The organism is Actinoplanes sp. NPDC026619, assembly GCF_040638295.1.
In the GTDB taxonomy this organism is placed as follows: domain Bacteria; phylum Actinomycetota; class Actinomycetes; order Mycobacteriales; family Micromonosporaceae; genus Actinoplanes.
In genome coordinates this window covers 14,116-28,358 of the sequence record NZ_JBEZYA010000007.1, presented here as the reverse complement: position 1 = coordinate 28,358, position 14,243 = coordinate 14,116, and the positions used below count along the sequence as shown (strand labels likewise).

Genomic DNA, 14,243 nt, shown 5'->3' with positions numbered 1-14,243 from the left:
CATGTCTTCTCGTGATCCAGTCGCGGACCTGCGGCGCATCGCCTTCTATCTGGAGCGGGCGAACGAGGCGACCTATCGGGTTCGCGCGTTCCGGTCGGCGGCGGCCACGATCGCCGGGCTGCCGGCCGAGGAGCTGGCGGCCCGCGCCGCGGCCGGCACCCTGGCCGAGCTGTCCGGGGTCGGCGACGTCACCGCGCGGTGCGTCGCCGAGTCGCTGGCCGGCGAGGAGCCGGTCTATCTGCGCCGGGTGTCGTCGACCGCGGGCACCGATCTGACCGCCGCCGCCGCGGTGCTGCGAGACGCGCTGCGCGGCGACTGCCACTCCCACACGGATGCCTCCGACGGCGGTTCGCCGATCGAGGAGATGGCACTCGCGGCGGTCGAGCTGGGCCACGAATACCTGGTGATCACCGATCATTCGCCGACGCTGAAGGTGGCCAACGGGCTGAGCCCGGCCCGGCTGCGCCGCCAGCTGGACCAGGTGGCGAAGCTCAACGACGCGCTGCCCGACGGCTTCCGCATCCTCACCGGCATCGAGGTCGACATTCTGGAAAACGGTCAGCTCGACCAGGAGGACGAGTTGCTGGCCCGGCTCGACGTGGTGGTCGGCTCGGTGCACAGCAAGCTGCGCGACGAGTCGCCCCGGATGACCAAGCGGATGCTGGCCGCGATCGCCAACCCGCACCTGGACATCCTCGGCCACATGACCGGCCGCAAGGTGCCCGCGCAGGGCGAGGGCGACAAGGGCCACCGGGCCGGCCGCACCCGCCCGCCGAGCACGTTCGACCTGGACAAGGTGCTGGCCGCGGTGGTCGAGCACGGCAAGGCCATCGAGATCAACTCGCGGCCGGACCGGCTCGATCCGCCCAAGCGGATGCTCACCGTCGCGGTCGAGGCCGGCTGCCTGTTCAGCATCGACACCGATGCGCACGCGCCCGGCCAGCTCGACTGGCTGGGCAACGGCTGCGAGCGGGCGGCGCTGTGCGGAGTGCCGGTGGACCGCGTGGTCAACACCTGGTCGCCGGAGCGCCTGTTGGAGTGGACCGCGGCACACAAGTGACCGCCCGGTCCCGTAGTGTCGCTTCGTGGGACAAATTGACGACCTCGCCGAGCGTTACGTCGAGGACTGGGCGACGCTCAACCCGACCGGGGCGACCTACGTGGGCATCGCCGGTCACGACGACAAGACCGACGACCTATCTCCCGATGGCTTCGAGGCTCAGGCCGAGCTGACTCGGCGCACCATCACCCAGCTCGACCTCATCGAGCCGGAGCACGAGTCCGAGCAGGTGGCCAAGGACGCCATGCTGGAACGCCTCGGGCTCGATCTGGCCACCTACGACGCGGGTTACACCAAGAGCGCGATCAGCGTGATCACCAGCGGCCTGCACGGGCTGCGCGGCGTCTTCGACGTGATGGCCACCGACGGCGAGGAGGCGGTTTCCAACATCGCGACCCGGCTCAACGCGTTCGGCACCGCCATCGAGCAGTACAAGACGACACTGCGCGAGGAGCTCGAAGCCGGCCGGGTGAGCGCCCGGGCGCAGCTGGTGGCGGTCGCCGAGCAGTGCGACGCGTGGACCGACCCGACCCGCGACGACTTCTTCCATGGGCTGGCCCGCCGGCTCGACGCGCAGGGCGCGCTCGCCACCGAGTTGGAGCGGGGCGCCGACGCGGCGACCGCGGCCACCGCCGGCTTCGCGACCTTCCTGCGCGAGGAACTGGCGCCGCGCGGCCGCGAGAAGGAGGCGGCCGGCCTCGAGCGTTACGAGTTGGCGTCGCAAAACTTCCTGGGCGCGAAGGTGGACCTGCAGGAGACGTACCTCTGGGGCTTCGCCGAGCTGGACCGCCTCGAGCGTGAGATGGATGTCTGCGCCGTCGCCATCGCCGGCTCGGGCGCCTCGGTGGCCGAGGCCGTCAAGGTGCTCGACGCCGACCCGGCCCGCCGGATCCCGGGCAAGGAAGCGTTCCGCGACTGGATGCAGGCGCTGGCCGACAAGGCGATCGCCGACCTGAACGGCACCCACTTCGACATCGAGGAACCGGCCCGCAAGATCGAGTGCTGCCTGACGCCGACCAGCGACGGCGGCATCTATTACACCGGCCCGAGCGAGGATTTCTCCCGTCCCGGCCGGATGTGGTGGGCGGTGCCCGAGGGCGTCAACGAGTTCTCCACCTGGCGCGAGGTCACCACCGTCTACCACGAGGGCGTGCCCGGCCATCACCTTCAGGTCAGCCAGACCCTGCTGCGGGCCGACCGGCTCAACCGCTGGCAGCGGCTGCTCTGCTGGTGCTCGGGGCACGGCGAGGGCTGGGCTCTCTATTCCGAGCGGCTGATGGACGAGCTCGGCTATCTCCAAGACCCGGGCGATCAGCTCGGCATGCTCGACGGCCAGGCGCTGCGCGCGGCCCGGGTCATCGTCGACATCGGCATGCACCTGGAGCTGGAGATCCCGCGGGACAACCCGTTCGGCTTCCACCCGGGCGAGCGCTGGACGCCGGAGCTGGGCTGGGAGTTCCTGCGGGCGCACACCCGGATGGACGAGAAGGTGCTGCGCTTCGAGTGGAAGCGTTACCTCGGCTGGCCGGGGCAGGCGCCGTCGTACAAGGTGGGCGAGCGGATCTGGATGCAGGCGCGGGAGGAGACGAAACAGCGCAAGGGCGCTGATTTCGATCTCAAGTCGTTCCACCGTGACGCACTCAACCTCGGTTCGCTCGGCCTCGACCCCCTCCGTAAGGCTCTCGCTCGTCTCTGATCAAATCGGGCTTTTCCCTGCGTTAACCTGGGGAAAAGCCCGATTTGTCTTTCGCTTTGCTTTGCATAGAGCGTTCCGCAATCGGATGACTACCCTAAGTGAATGGCGTTTCGAGCCATAATCGTTACCTATAGCGAATCTCGTATCTTTTCGAGCGCCCGCTATGCCGTTAGCATCTCCGCGGTAAGCAGTCGGGCTGTGGAACCGCCCTGTGCTGGGACTTCGGTCTCCCCGAGGGTCGTTTCAGACGCGCGCTACAAACGCACGACGGCCGGGGCCGCATCCCCCGATCAGCCGAGCGAACTCTGACCCTTGGAAAGGCTCCAGGTGAGGATTTCTCGGATAGATTGGCCCGGATCCGTGCGCTTATCCGGCTACGGACAGTAGCCGGCACAACGGCTCACGCGTGTTGCATGGCGGAGGAACGAAAGCAATGAACAGCCGGCGAACCCGTTTACGTTCCGCTCTCGCGGTGATTTTGACGGTTTTGGTACTTGTGCCGACCGCTGTCCTCTTCGGACGGGTCTGGCAGCAGAACTCGGACCAGCGCTCCCAAACTGACCTCGAGAAGAAGGGCGTCGAATACATCACCGCCCTCGCCCCGCTGGTCAGCGCGCTCGCCGAGTCGCAGTCCTCGGCGCTGCAGGGCGTCACCGCCCCACCGGACTCGCTGGCGGCCGCCGTTTCCAAGGTCTCCGCCGTCGACGCGAGCCTCGGCGATGACCTCAAGACCAAGGAGCGCTGGACCGATCTGCAAGCGAAGATCGCCAAGCTGCCCAAGGCCACCGGCGGCCCCGTCACCATCCTCACGGCGCACATCGAGGTGACCGACCTCGCCCTCGCGCTCTACGGCGCCGTCCGCCGCAACTCCGAGCTCAACCGCGACCCGGACAGCGACCTGTCGAACCTGCAGCAGGCGGCCGCCATCGACATGCCGACCACGGTGGTCCGGGTGAGCCGGATGGCCGACTACGCACAGGCTCTCCAGGCCGCCACCGGAGCGGCCAAGGCCACCCTCGCGTTGCAGTTCGGCCAAGAGGTGATCGCCGTGCAGGACTCGGTCGACGACCTCACCTCCAGCCTGCAGGCCGCGGTCGACAACACCAAGAGCCCGACGCTGAGCGGCGGCCTGGTCAACACGCTCGACTCCTTCCGCCGCGGCATCGAGTCGATGACCCGTGGCGCCAACCCGGGTGGCATCCCGAACGTCGCGACCATGTCGACCGCGCAGACCGCGCTGCAGACCTCGCTCAACGCGCTGGCCGGCGTCGTGCTCAAGGAGATGGCCAAGCTCCTCGACGACCGGTCCGGCTCACTGAGCTACAAGCGGGGCGAGGCCGTGGCGATGGGCCTGCTGGCCGTTCTGCTGGTGCTCGCCGCCCTGGTGCTGCCGATCCTCGGCCGGCGTCGCGACAGCGAGCCGGTGCCGGCGTCCGGCCTGGGCGAGTCGACCCGCGACGTCCCGGCGAACCGCGCGTCCGCCCCCTACGGCGGTCAGTACGACCTCACTCCGGCCTACGGCGACAACGACCCGACACGGCGGGAGCGATCCGGTGCTCTTCGGTAAACTCCGAATCCTCGGCAAACTTGCCCTTCTCGTTCTCGTACCCCTTCTCGGCGTCGTGGCGCTGAGCGTGCCGATCATCGTCACGCGCATCAGCGACGCGCAGGACGCGCAGAAGACCTCCGACGCGGTGCAGCTCGCCACCCGGGTCAGCACGGCCGTGCAGGAGCTGCAGGAGGAACGTCTCCTCTCGATCGGCTTCCTGTTCGGCCTGATCCAGCAGCCCGAGCTGGCCGTGCAGAGCGCCCGGGCCACCGACGCGATCGCCCGGGTCAGCGACGGCGGCAACCAGCCGGTCAGCAAGGAACTGCGTCGCGCCCTGCGCAACGCGTCCAAGCTCGACAACACCCGGCTCAACGTGCTCAACCGGGCGATCCTGCCGAACGACCTGGTCACCGAGTTCACCAGCGTGATCACACCGATGTTCGACGGGCTCGCGCTCTCCTCCAACGCCGACCTCACCACCAGCGTCGGGCGCCAGGTCTTCGCACTCGACCAGGCGCTGCGCACCGACGACATGATCAGCCAGGCGTCCGGTTACCTGACCGTCGCGACGATCACCAAGAACGCCGGCTTCGTCAGCCTCTTCTACTCGACGCTCGTGCAGCTGCAGCAGGTGATCCTGAACGCCCAGGCGTTCTTCACCGATGCGCAGTACAAGCTGTACCTCGGCGCCCAGGACGCGTTCTCCGCCCGGGTCGGCTCCGACTTCCTCGCCGACGCCGCGATCAACCCGACCACCGCGGTCAACCAGCTCAAGATCGCGACGCTGTTCCCGTCGCTGCGCTCGGTGCTCGTTCTCGGTGGCTTCGTGGAGAAGCGGGTCGCCGCGGACGTGAACACCATCGTGACCAACAACCGGGACTCGGCGCTCCGGGACGCCTTCCTCATCGGTGGCGGCTCGTTCCTCCTGCTGCTCCTGGTTATCGCGCTGAGCATCTTCATGGCCCGCGCGGTCGCCCGGCCGCTGCGGCGTCTCACCGGCTCCGCCGACCGGATCGCCCGCGCCGCCGAGGCCGAGCTCGAACGCGTCGCCGACGACGATGCGGAAACGGTGGCGGTACGCCCGATCCGCCTCGACCCGGTCGACGTCGAGGCCCAGGACGAGATCGGCGACCTGGCCCGCGCGTTCGACCGGGTGCAGACCACCGCCGCCCGGCTGGTGGAACGCCAGGTGCTCGGCCGCCGCAACGTCGCCCAGATGTTCGGGCACGTCGGACGGCGTACGCAGAACCTGGTCGGCCGCCAGCTCGCCCTGATCGACAACCTGGAGCGCAAGGAGACCGACAGCGACCGGCTGGGCGAGCTCTACCGCCTCGACCACATGTCCAGCCGTCTCGGCCGGAACGCGTCCTCGCTGGTTGTGCTCTCCGGTGCGGCCGGCGCGAACGAGCACATGGCGCCGCTGCCCCTCTCCGACGTCGTCCGTCTCGCCCTCGGTGAGATCGAGGACTACACCCGCGTCGACGTGGAAGTGCCCGAGGAGATCGTGGTCATGCCGGCCGTCCTGGCCGACCTGACCCTGCTGCTCGCCGAGCTGATGGAAAATGCCACCGCGTTCTCCCCGCCGCACACCCGGGTGCTGATCTCGGCGACCGAGCTGCGTGGCGGCGCCCGCCTGGCGATCGTCGACAACGGCCTCGGCATGACGCCCGAGCGGCTGGCCGAGGAAAACTCCCGGCTCACCCGCCGTGAGCGCCTCGACCTGGTCCCCACCGAAGTGCTCGGTCTCTTCGTGGTCGGCCGGCTCGCCCGCCGGCACGGCATCGAGGTGACCCTGACCGACACCCCCGATGGTGGCGTCACGGTCTGGGTCGACCTGAACCCGGGCCACCTGATCTCCCGGGTGCCGAGCATGACGATGCCGGGCTCGCCGTTCGAGCCGGCGCCGATGCCGGGCTACCACACGACCGAGTTCTCCACGGTCCTCGCCGGTTCCGCGGCTCGTGCCTCGGTGCCCGGCAGCCAGCTGCCGTTCGACCCGAACGTGCTCGAGCGGGCCACCCGCACGCTCGAGTCCGGACAGTCGTGGAACGCCTTCGCGGCCCCGGCCCGGGCCGAGACCGGTCCGGCGCTGGCGGGGTACGCAACCGGTCCGGCGCTGACCGCGCCGCCGGTGGACGAGCCGGTCTACGACGCCGAGCCGGTCTGGTCGCCGCCGACGGTCTACCAGCAGCCGGTTGCCCCGCAGCCGCCGTACGACCTGGGCGCGCCGGTGGCCGGCCGGGTGCCGGCCTCGCTGCCGGAGCTGCCCGCGGCCGGTCCGTCGGCCTGGAACCAGGCGCCCACCGAGGCTCCGCAGCCGACCTGGAACAACTCGCCGGCCTCGGCTCCACCGCTGATCCCGCATCAGCGGACGGGCGAGCAGTACCCGTACGAGCAGCCGTCTTATGAGCAGCCGTCCTACGAGCAGCCGCACCCCTACGAGCAGCCGCACCCGTACGCGCAGCCCCAGGCGTACGCCCAGCCTGAGCCATATGCGCAGCCCGAGCCGTACGCGCAGCCCTATCAGCCGGCCGGGCCGACTGAGCCGGCGGCGGAAAACCCCGGCGCCCCGCTGCGCCGGAGGATTCCCGGCAACCAGTTGCCGACCGAATCGGGCACGCCACTGCCTACCGCGCCACCGTCCCCGAACGATGCGGTAGCCGCCCGCGCTGCCTTCGACGCCTTCGAAGCCGGCGTCAACCGCGCCCAGTGGGACGTCGCCGAGACCGACATGACGGCCCCGCCGTCGGCCGGTCACACACCCCTCGCCCGTCGGGTTCCGGGTGCGACCCTGCCGCGGGACGCGCGAGACACGCCGCCTCCGCCCGCTCCGGCACCTCCGCTAGATCCGGATGCCGCACGAGCACTCATGGAGCAGTTCGAGTACGGAGTCGCACTCGCACTGAATGAAACTCAGCCACAACACGAGGGACAACCGCGATGACTTCCCCCTACACGGAAACCGGCAACGGTCAGAACTACGGCCAGCCCCAGCTGAGCGCCGAGGCGAAGACCTTCAACTGGCTGCTGGACTCGTTCACATCCGGTACCGCGGGCGTGATCGAAGCCATCGCCGTCTCCTCCGACGGCCTGCTCATGGCGATGTCGGCGATCAAGGACCGGCCGAACGCCGAGCGCCTGGCCGCGGTCGTCTCCGGTCTGACGAGCCTTTCCGGTGGTGCCGCGAGCTGGTACCGGCTGGGCGCGCTCAACCGGGTCATCATCGACATGGCCGATGGATACCTCCTCGTCACCGCGATCAGCGCCGGCTCGGTGCTCGGTGTCATCGCGGACCGGTCGGCCAACCTCGGCACCCTCGCGTACGAGATGACGTTGTTCGCGACGCGTGCCGGTGGCGCGCTGAGCCCACGTCTGATCGCTGAACTGAAAAACAACGTTCAGCAATGACCTATCCGGACCCCGACGACCCGGCGCGACCGGCTCGACCGAGCGTCCGGCCCTTCCTGCAGTCTGGCCCGCACGCGGCCGGCGGCTACCGCCCCGCACCCGGTGGCGACATGTCGCCGGCCGACGAGCAGACCACGACACTGCGCCCGTTCGTCATCACGTCCGGGCGCACCGACGGCGCCGATCCCGCAATCGGGATGGAAACCCAGGTGACCGTCAACCACGCCGCTGCACCTATGCGGCTGTCGCCGGAGATGCGCGCCATCGTTGCGCTCTGCGGCGACCCATTGTCCGTGGCGGAGATCTCCGCCCGGCTACGCCTGCACCTGGGCGTGACCCGCATCCTCGTCGGCGACCTGCGGGCCGCCGGCCAACTGGACGTCCACGTGCTGGACAACGACACCCCCGACCCTGAGACCATCATGCGAGTGATCCGTGGACTTCGAGCAATCACCTGACCGCATCCGCGGGACCGCCCGGGTCGGCAACGAACGGCCGAAGAAGGCCCCGGTCCCCGTGAAGATCATCGTGGCCGGCGGCTTCGGTGTCGGAAAGACGACAACCGTGGGCGCCATCTCGGAGATCGCTCCGCTGACCACCGAGGCGGAAATGACCGCGGCGTCGGTCGGCATCGACGATCCCGGCCAAGCCGTCACCAAGACCACGACGACCATCGCCATGGACTTCGGTGTCCTCACCATCGACCAGACGCTGAAGCTCTACATCTTCGGTACGCCCGGCCAGCCGCGCTTCGCCTTCATGTGGGACGACCTCATCAAGGGCGCCCTGGGTGCGCTGGTTGTGGTAGATACCAACCGGATCGACGACTGCTATCCGGCGGTGGACTACTTCGAGCGGGCCGGTCTTCCGTTCGTGGTCGGAGTGAACACCTTCAATGGCCAGATGAACTACAACCTCGAAGAGGTGCGCTGGGCGCTGGCCGTCCGCGACGACGTTCCGGTGCTCTCCTTCGATGCCCGGTTCCGCGCATCCGTACGCGATGCCCTGCTTGTAGTCCTTGACCAGGCTCTAGACAAGGCCATACGTGCGAAGTCCACGTAGGGTGTGCGCGGGGTCGCTCAGATCGAGGTTTTCAAATCGGCCATCCAGCGGGCAGAGTGGTGGAGGACTACCCGCTTAGGAAGGACGGTGACGTGCGAGGAGGGTTGGACGACGCGCTCGACAAGCTCGCGCGCCGTGATGAGCTTCGCCGACGCGCGGCCGGGGAGACCTCCGGGCCGTCGCCGGCGGTTTCCGAGCTGGTCGAGGCGATCGCCGCGGTCGTGGCTCGTCATCCGCACCTGGGCGTGACCGTCGGCGCCGAGGGCTCCGGTGAGCCCGTGCTGCTGCATTTCTTCTTCGCCGATGGCCAGGTTCAGGTGTCCGCGGACACCCCGGTGGCCACCACCGAGTCAGCGCCGGCTGCCCGGCACGCCGATTTCGACATCGATCTGGAAGACCCGCTCGTCGTCGTCGACCCGTACAGCGCGCCGCCGGCGTCGCCGGCCCCGGCCCACCACATGAGCCACGACGACCAGAACCGCTACGGCCCGGCCGATTACGGGTACGGCGAGAGGTACTACGCCGAGTCCGACACCGCCGAGCGCCGTTACGGCTCATTCGAGCCGGCCGAGCCTCCGTACCCGGCCGCGCACGACCTCGGCGAGAACTCCCGCGACCTGGGTGCCCGCATGCGTGAGATGGGCATGGCCTCACGCGGGGGCAATCCGACGGAATACCCGCCGCACCCGTTCGCCGCCACCCCGCCGCCGCCGGTGCCGCCGCAGGCCCAGGAGCAGACCCGCCGGATCCACGCCGAGTCGCTGGCCACCGACCGGATCCCGCAGCAGCCGCTACGTGGTGGCATGCCGACGCCGCTGCCAAAGCCGATCCCGCTGCAGGTGGAACGGCCGGAGGAGACCGAGATGGCGGCCCGCCGACTGGCCGCTCTGTTACGCGACGATCCGACGCTGCTCAACAACCCTCCTTCCTAACGCTACGTAGTGTCGGCATCGCCTGCCGACACCACGTTCTGTAGTTAGCAAATGCCCGATCTTGGCCAGTTATGACCGGTCTGAGGTGTCTGGGTTCGGCCGTTCGGCCACATAAAGTGATGCGGCCTTGATTCACACTCCGTGACTGCATAGCGTTCCAGCCGTCCTGCCGAGCTGGTCCGGAGAGAGAATTCATGTCGCTGCCCGCAGTCCACCTCGCCGCCGGCACCTGCGCCGAAGCCGTACGCCTCGCCCCGGTCGCCGCCGCCATGCGGACCCAGGGTCTGCTCGACCCGGTGCTGCTGGCATCCGGCACCGACGTGTCCCGCGCCTACATCACGCTCGGCCTGGCCTCGGACGTCACGTTGCCGACCGCCGACAGCCTCTCCGCCGCGCTGGCCGCCTACGACAAGCTGTGGGCCGAGCGCACGCCGGCCGCCGTGCTGGTGCGCGGCGACAATCTCGCGGCTGGGCTCGCCGCGTACTGGCGGCGCATCCCGGTGCTGCACCTGGACGCCGGGCGCCGCTCGGGATCGCCCGAGTCCGACGCGGCCGACGCCGACCGCCGGCTGCTCGCCCAGGTCACCACCGTGCACCTGACCGCATCACCGCTGACCGCGATGAACCTGCTGGACGAGTCGGTTGTCGCCGGCGACATCCTGCTCACCGGCGGCACCGCGGTCGACGCGGCCCGGATGTTCGCCGAGCGGCTGCGGGCGGCGGGCACCCCGCGCCCCAACCGGGTGGTGCTGGTCGGCGTGGACGAAGAGCACGACCGGCCGGTACGCGAGGCGATGCTCGACCTGGCCGCCCGCTACTTCGACCTGGACGTGATCGGCGCCAAGCTGTCCACCCCGGATCGAGTGCGCCTGATCGCCGCGGCCGACATCGTGCTCGCCGACGACGTCGACCTGGCCGAGGAGGCGCTGGCCGCCGGCGTCCCGGTGCTGGTTCCGGGCGAGGGCCGCGGACTCACCGAGGCCCTGCACGCCGGCAGCGCCAAGCAGGTCGAACCGAGCGTCGACACGATCGTCAACGCGGTCGCCGAGCTGCTGGACAGCCGGCTGCGGCGGGACTCGATGTCGGTGCTCGGCAGCCCCTACGGCGACGGCCTGGCCGCCGTCCGCGCCGCCCAGGCCACCGCCGCCATTCTTGGCCGCGGCCAATTCCCCGACCCGATGCCCGCCGCGCCGCCGGCCGGCGTGCGCAGCTGAAGGAGCCCCATGGACGTCGTCGGCTTCTGGGCCCGGTCGTGGATCAGTGACGACCCGGCCGCCGTGCGCAAACTGCTCGCTCCGGACGTCGAGGTGGAGTGGAACCTCGACGCCCCGGTCGACGACGAGGAGCTGCTGCAGGTGCAGCACCGCATCGCCGCCTTCGCCGACTCGATCACGGTGACCGGGCAGACGAGTGCCGAGGACGGCACCGCGATCGTCTACGACCTCGCGGCGCCGTTCGGCACGGCTCGGATGATCGAGTTCCTGGCGGTCGCGGAGGGCCGGATCACCGAGGTCCGCCAGGTGTACGACGTGGCCTCGATCGACCGCTACTTCCCCGGCCTCTACGAAGCGGAGCCGAAGCTCTAGACCCGCTCCAGCAGGGCGAACAGTTCGGTCCAGTGCCGCTGTTCGCCCTCCTGGTGGTGCATGGCGGTGTCGCTCATGGTGAAGCCGTGCGGCGCACCCTCGTAGACCTCCGAGGTGTAGGTGACGCCGGCGTCCTCGAGGGCGGACTCGAGCGCCTTGATCTGGTCGGCGTTCATCGAGCTGTCGTTGTCGGCGTGCGCGAAGTACAGCTCGCCGGTGACGCTGCCGACCGCCAGGTGCGGGCTGTCCGGCGCATCGGTGACGACGCCCCCGGCGTGGAAGCTGCCCAGTGCCTTGATCCGGTCCGGGTGGGCCTCGATCGCCCGCAGCGCGTTGCGGCCGCCCATGCAGTAGCCGACCGCCACCACCGGCTCGGCGCTGACGCCCGGCTGAGCGGCGAAGAAGTCGAGGTAGGAGCCGGTGTCGGCGGCGACCCGCTCGGCGGTGAGCGCCTGCATCATCGGCCCGAGCCGGGCGAAGGCGGCGCCGCGCTTCTCCGGGTCATCCAGCTCCTCCGGTGTGACGAGCCGGCCGGACGCGCTGCGATAGAACAGATTCGGCACCAGTACGGCGTAGCCGCGCTCGGCGATCCGCTCGGCCATCTCCGCCAGCCGGGGCCGCAGGCCGAACGCGTCCATGAAGAACAGCACGCCGGGGAACGGCCCGTCGCCGTCCGGCTTGACGAGGTAAGCCTCCGCCGCGCCGTCCGCGGTCGGGACCTGCATTGTCGTGGTCTGCATTTACGCCTCCTGCGCCCGCATCATCGTTGATCATGGAAAACCTAACACCAAACGGGGATGCATCCCCGGTCCCGTCGGTACCCTGTCCCGCATGCCCCAACGCTTGCGCGCGGATGCGGAACGCAACCGTGCCGCGCTGCTGACCGCGGCTCGGGAGGTGTTCGGCGACCAGGGACTGGACGCGTCGCTCGACGAGATCGCCCGGCGGGCGGGAGTCGGCAACGCCACCCTCTACCGCCGCTTCCCCACCCGGCGTGACCTGATCTCCGAGGTCTTCGCCGGCCAGATGACCGAGTACGTCGAGCTCGCCACGCTGGCCCTGCACGAGCCGGACCCGTGGGACGCCTTCGCCGGCTACCTCACCCGGTTGTTCGAGCTGCAGGCCACCGATCGGGGCCTGTCCGAGCTGCTGGTCAGCACGAGCTTCGACGACGACCCGCGGCTGGCCGAGCTGCGCACCGCCGCCCAGCGGGGCGCCTCCGAGGTGATCGCGCGGGCAGTCGGCGCCGGCGTGCTGCGCCCCGACTTCAGCCGCCGCGACATCAGCCTCCTGATGCGGGCCAACGCCGGGGTGATCCAGCGCTCTCAGCCCGGTGCCTGGCGGCGCCAGCTCGACCTGCTCCTCAACGGCCTGGAGGCGAAAAATCCACGGCCGGGCGGAGACAAGGCCGTCATTTAAGGATGTTTAAGGTCTAGTCAAGGTCCTTTAACTACGCACCGGCCGAGAATCGACTCCCGTCGTCACCCCTTGCGATCGGAGTCACCCATGCAACGCAGCCGTCTGCGTCTCGCCATCTATGCCTCGGCGGCCGTTCTCGCCGTCGGCGGTGGCGTCGGCGCGGCCGTCGCGGCCACCACCCCGACCACCTCGGCCGCGGGCGTCCTCAGCGCATCCTTCGCCAAGGACAGCGACTGGGGTTCGGGCTATCAGGCGAAGTACACGATCACCAACGGCACCGGCGCCGCCGTCAACGGCTGGTCGCTCGTCTTCGGACTGCCGTCGAGCGCGAAGCTGGGCAGCTTCTGGGACACCGCGGCCACCGTCTCGGGCAGCACGGTCACCGCGAAGAACCCGAGCTGGGCGGTCACCATCCCGGCCGGCGGCAAGGTCGAGTTCGGCTTCATCGTGGCCGGCAGTGGCAGCCCGACCACCTGCACCATCAACGGCGCGTCCTGCGGAGGTGGGGCGACGACTCCCACTACCGCGCCGACCACGACGCGGCCGACCACCGCCGCGCCGACGACAGCGCCGACCACCAAGGCCCCGACCACGGCACCCACGACGACGTCGCCGCCGACCACCAACCCGCCATCCACCGGCGGAAACGTGCTCGTCGCCCCGTACGTCGACATGGGTTTGCTCTCGAATGGCTCGACCACGCTCGCCCAGCTGGGCAGCGGCGGCAACATCAAGTCCTTCAGCCTGGCGTTCGTGACCAGCGTCGGCTGCAAGGCGAGCTGGTTCAACGCGTTCGACCCGCGGCAGAAGCAGTTCGCCGACCAGATCGCCGCGGTCCGTGCGGCCGGCGGTGACGTGAAGGTGTCGTTCGGCGGCGCCACCGGCATCGAGCTGGCCCAGGCCTGCACCAGCGTCTCGGCGCTGCAGGCGGAGTACCAGGCGGTCGTCTCGGCGTACGGCCTGAAGTACATCGACCTCGACATCGAGGGCGCCGCGGTGGCCGACCCGACCACGATCGCCCGTCGCTCGACCGCGCTGGCCGCGTTGCAGAAGGCCAACCCGGGCCTGAAGATCTCGCTGACCCTGCCGGTGCTGCCCGAGGGCCTCACCGCCGACGGCGTCAACGTGGTCAAGTCGGCCAAGGACGCCGGCGTCAGCCTCGACCTGGTCAACATCATGGCGATGGACTACGGCCGCTCCGGCCAGGACTACGGCGATCTCGCGATCCAGGCGGTCAAGAGCACCAAGGACCAGATCAAGCAGGTGTACGGCAACAGCGACGCGGCCGCCTTCAAGATGGTCGGCGTGACTCCGATGCTGGGCGTGAACGACGACCAGGGCAAGTTCCTGCAGAGCGACGCCAAGGACCTGATCGCCTTCGCGAACGCCAACCACCTCGGGTTCGTCTCGTTCTGGGAGCTGAACCGGGACAAGAACGCCTGCAGCGGCGCGCTGTTCCAGTGCACCAACGTGACCCAGACGCCGCTCGAGTTCAGCAAGATCTTCGCCGGCTTCACCGGCTAGGACATTT

At 69.5% G+C, this 14,243-nt stretch carries 13 protein-coding genes; 12 read left to right on the top strand and 1 reads right to left on the bottom strand.

Annotation, left to right across the window (positions count from 1 at the left end):
- Window position 1: 1 nt before the first annotated feature.
- The 10 genes from AB0E90_RS17005 (at window position 2) to AB0E90_RS16960 (ending at window position 11,293) form a co-directional block, all read left to right on the top strand.
- Complete coding sequence (locus tag AB0E90_RS17005) at window positions 2-1,060, top strand: PHP domain-containing protein (RefSeq protein WP_360405603.1); 1,059 nt, start codon at window positions 2-4, stop codon at window positions 1,058-1,060.
- 25 nt (window positions 1,061-1,085) lie between these two features.
- Window positions 1,086-2,756 (top strand): DUF885 domain-containing protein, encoded by a 1,671-nt coding sequence (locus AB0E90_RS17000; protein WP_360405600.1) that lies wholly within the window; start codon window positions 1,086-1,088, stop codon window positions 2,754-2,756.
- A 496-nt stretch (window positions 2,757-3,252) separates the two neighbouring features.
- Window positions 3,253-4,323 carry a hypothetical protein gene (locus AB0E90_RS16995; protein ID WP_360405597.1) on the top strand — a complete coding sequence of 357 codons (1,071 nt, stop codon included), beginning with the start codon at window positions 3,253-3,255 and terminating at the stop codon, window positions 4,321-4,323.
- Window positions 4,310-7,249: an ATP-binding protein gene (locus tag AB0E90_RS16990; RefSeq protein WP_360405594.1), complete on the top strand. Its 2,940-nt coding sequence runs from the start codon at window positions 4,310-4,312 to the stop codon at window positions 7,247-7,249. Before AB0E90_RS16995 ends, AB0E90_RS16990 begins: the two co-directional genes overlap by 14 nt.
- A complete protein-coding gene (locus AB0E90_RS16985; protein ID WP_360405591.1) occupies window positions 7,246-7,713 on the top strand; it encodes a roadblock/LC7 domain-containing protein in 468 nt (155 codons plus the stop codon). Before AB0E90_RS16990 ends, AB0E90_RS16985 begins: the two co-directional genes overlap by 4 nt.
- Entirely contained in the window at window positions 7,710-8,171 is a 462-nt protein-coding gene (locus AB0E90_RS16980) for a DUF742 domain-containing protein (RefSeq protein ID WP_360405588.1), read from the top strand. Before AB0E90_RS16985 ends, AB0E90_RS16980 begins: the two co-directional genes overlap by 4 nt.
- A complete protein-coding gene (locus AB0E90_RS16975; protein ID WP_360405585.1) occupies window positions 8,149-8,775 on the top strand; it encodes an ATP/GTP-binding protein in 627 nt (208 codons plus the stop codon). The genes AB0E90_RS16980 and AB0E90_RS16975 overlap by 23 nt, the downstream gene beginning before the upstream one ends.
- A 92-nt stretch (window positions 8,776-8,867) precedes the next feature.
- Window positions 8,868-9,707: a hypothetical protein gene (locus AB0E90_RS16970; protein ID WP_360405582.1), complete on the top strand. Its 840-nt coding sequence runs from the start codon at window positions 8,868-8,870 to the stop codon at window positions 9,705-9,707.
- A gap of 194 nt (window positions 9,708-9,901) precedes the next feature.
- A complete protein-coding gene (locus tag AB0E90_RS16965) occupies window positions 9,902-10,921 on the top strand; it encodes a UDP-N-acetylglucosamine 2-epimerase (protein WP_360405579.1) in 1,020 nt (339 codons plus the stop codon).
- 9 nt (window positions 10,922-10,930) lie between these two features.
- The gene (locus AB0E90_RS16960) at window positions 10,931-11,293 is read left to right on the top strand and encodes a hypothetical protein (RefSeq protein ID WP_360405576.1); all 363 of its coding nucleotides are present in this window, start codon (window positions 10,931-10,933) and stop codon (window positions 11,291-11,293) included.
- On the opposite strand, the gene AB0E90_RS16955 is transcribed toward AB0E90_RS16960, so the two are convergent.
- Entirely contained in the window at window positions 11,290-12,033 is a 744-nt protein-coding gene (locus AB0E90_RS16955) for a dienelactone hydrolase family protein (protein WP_360405573.1), read from the bottom strand. The genes AB0E90_RS16960 and AB0E90_RS16955 overlap by 4 nt on opposite strands.
- Window positions 12,034-12,124: 91 nt before the next feature.
- On the opposite strand from AB0E90_RS16955, the gene AB0E90_RS16950 reads away from it, so the two are divergent.
- Both AB0E90_RS16950 and AB0E90_RS16945 read left to right on the top strand, forming a co-directional pair.
- Entirely contained in the window at window positions 12,125-12,712 is a 588-nt protein-coding gene (locus tag AB0E90_RS16950) for a helix-turn-helix domain-containing protein (protein WP_360405570.1), read from the top strand.
- 87 nt (window positions 12,713-12,799) lie between these two features.
- Complete coding sequence (locus AB0E90_RS16945) at window positions 12,800-14,236, top strand: cellulose binding domain-containing protein (RefSeq protein WP_360405567.1); 1,437 nt, start codon at window positions 12,800-12,802, stop codon at window positions 14,234-14,236.
- Window positions 14,237-14,243: the final 7 nt, after the last annotated feature.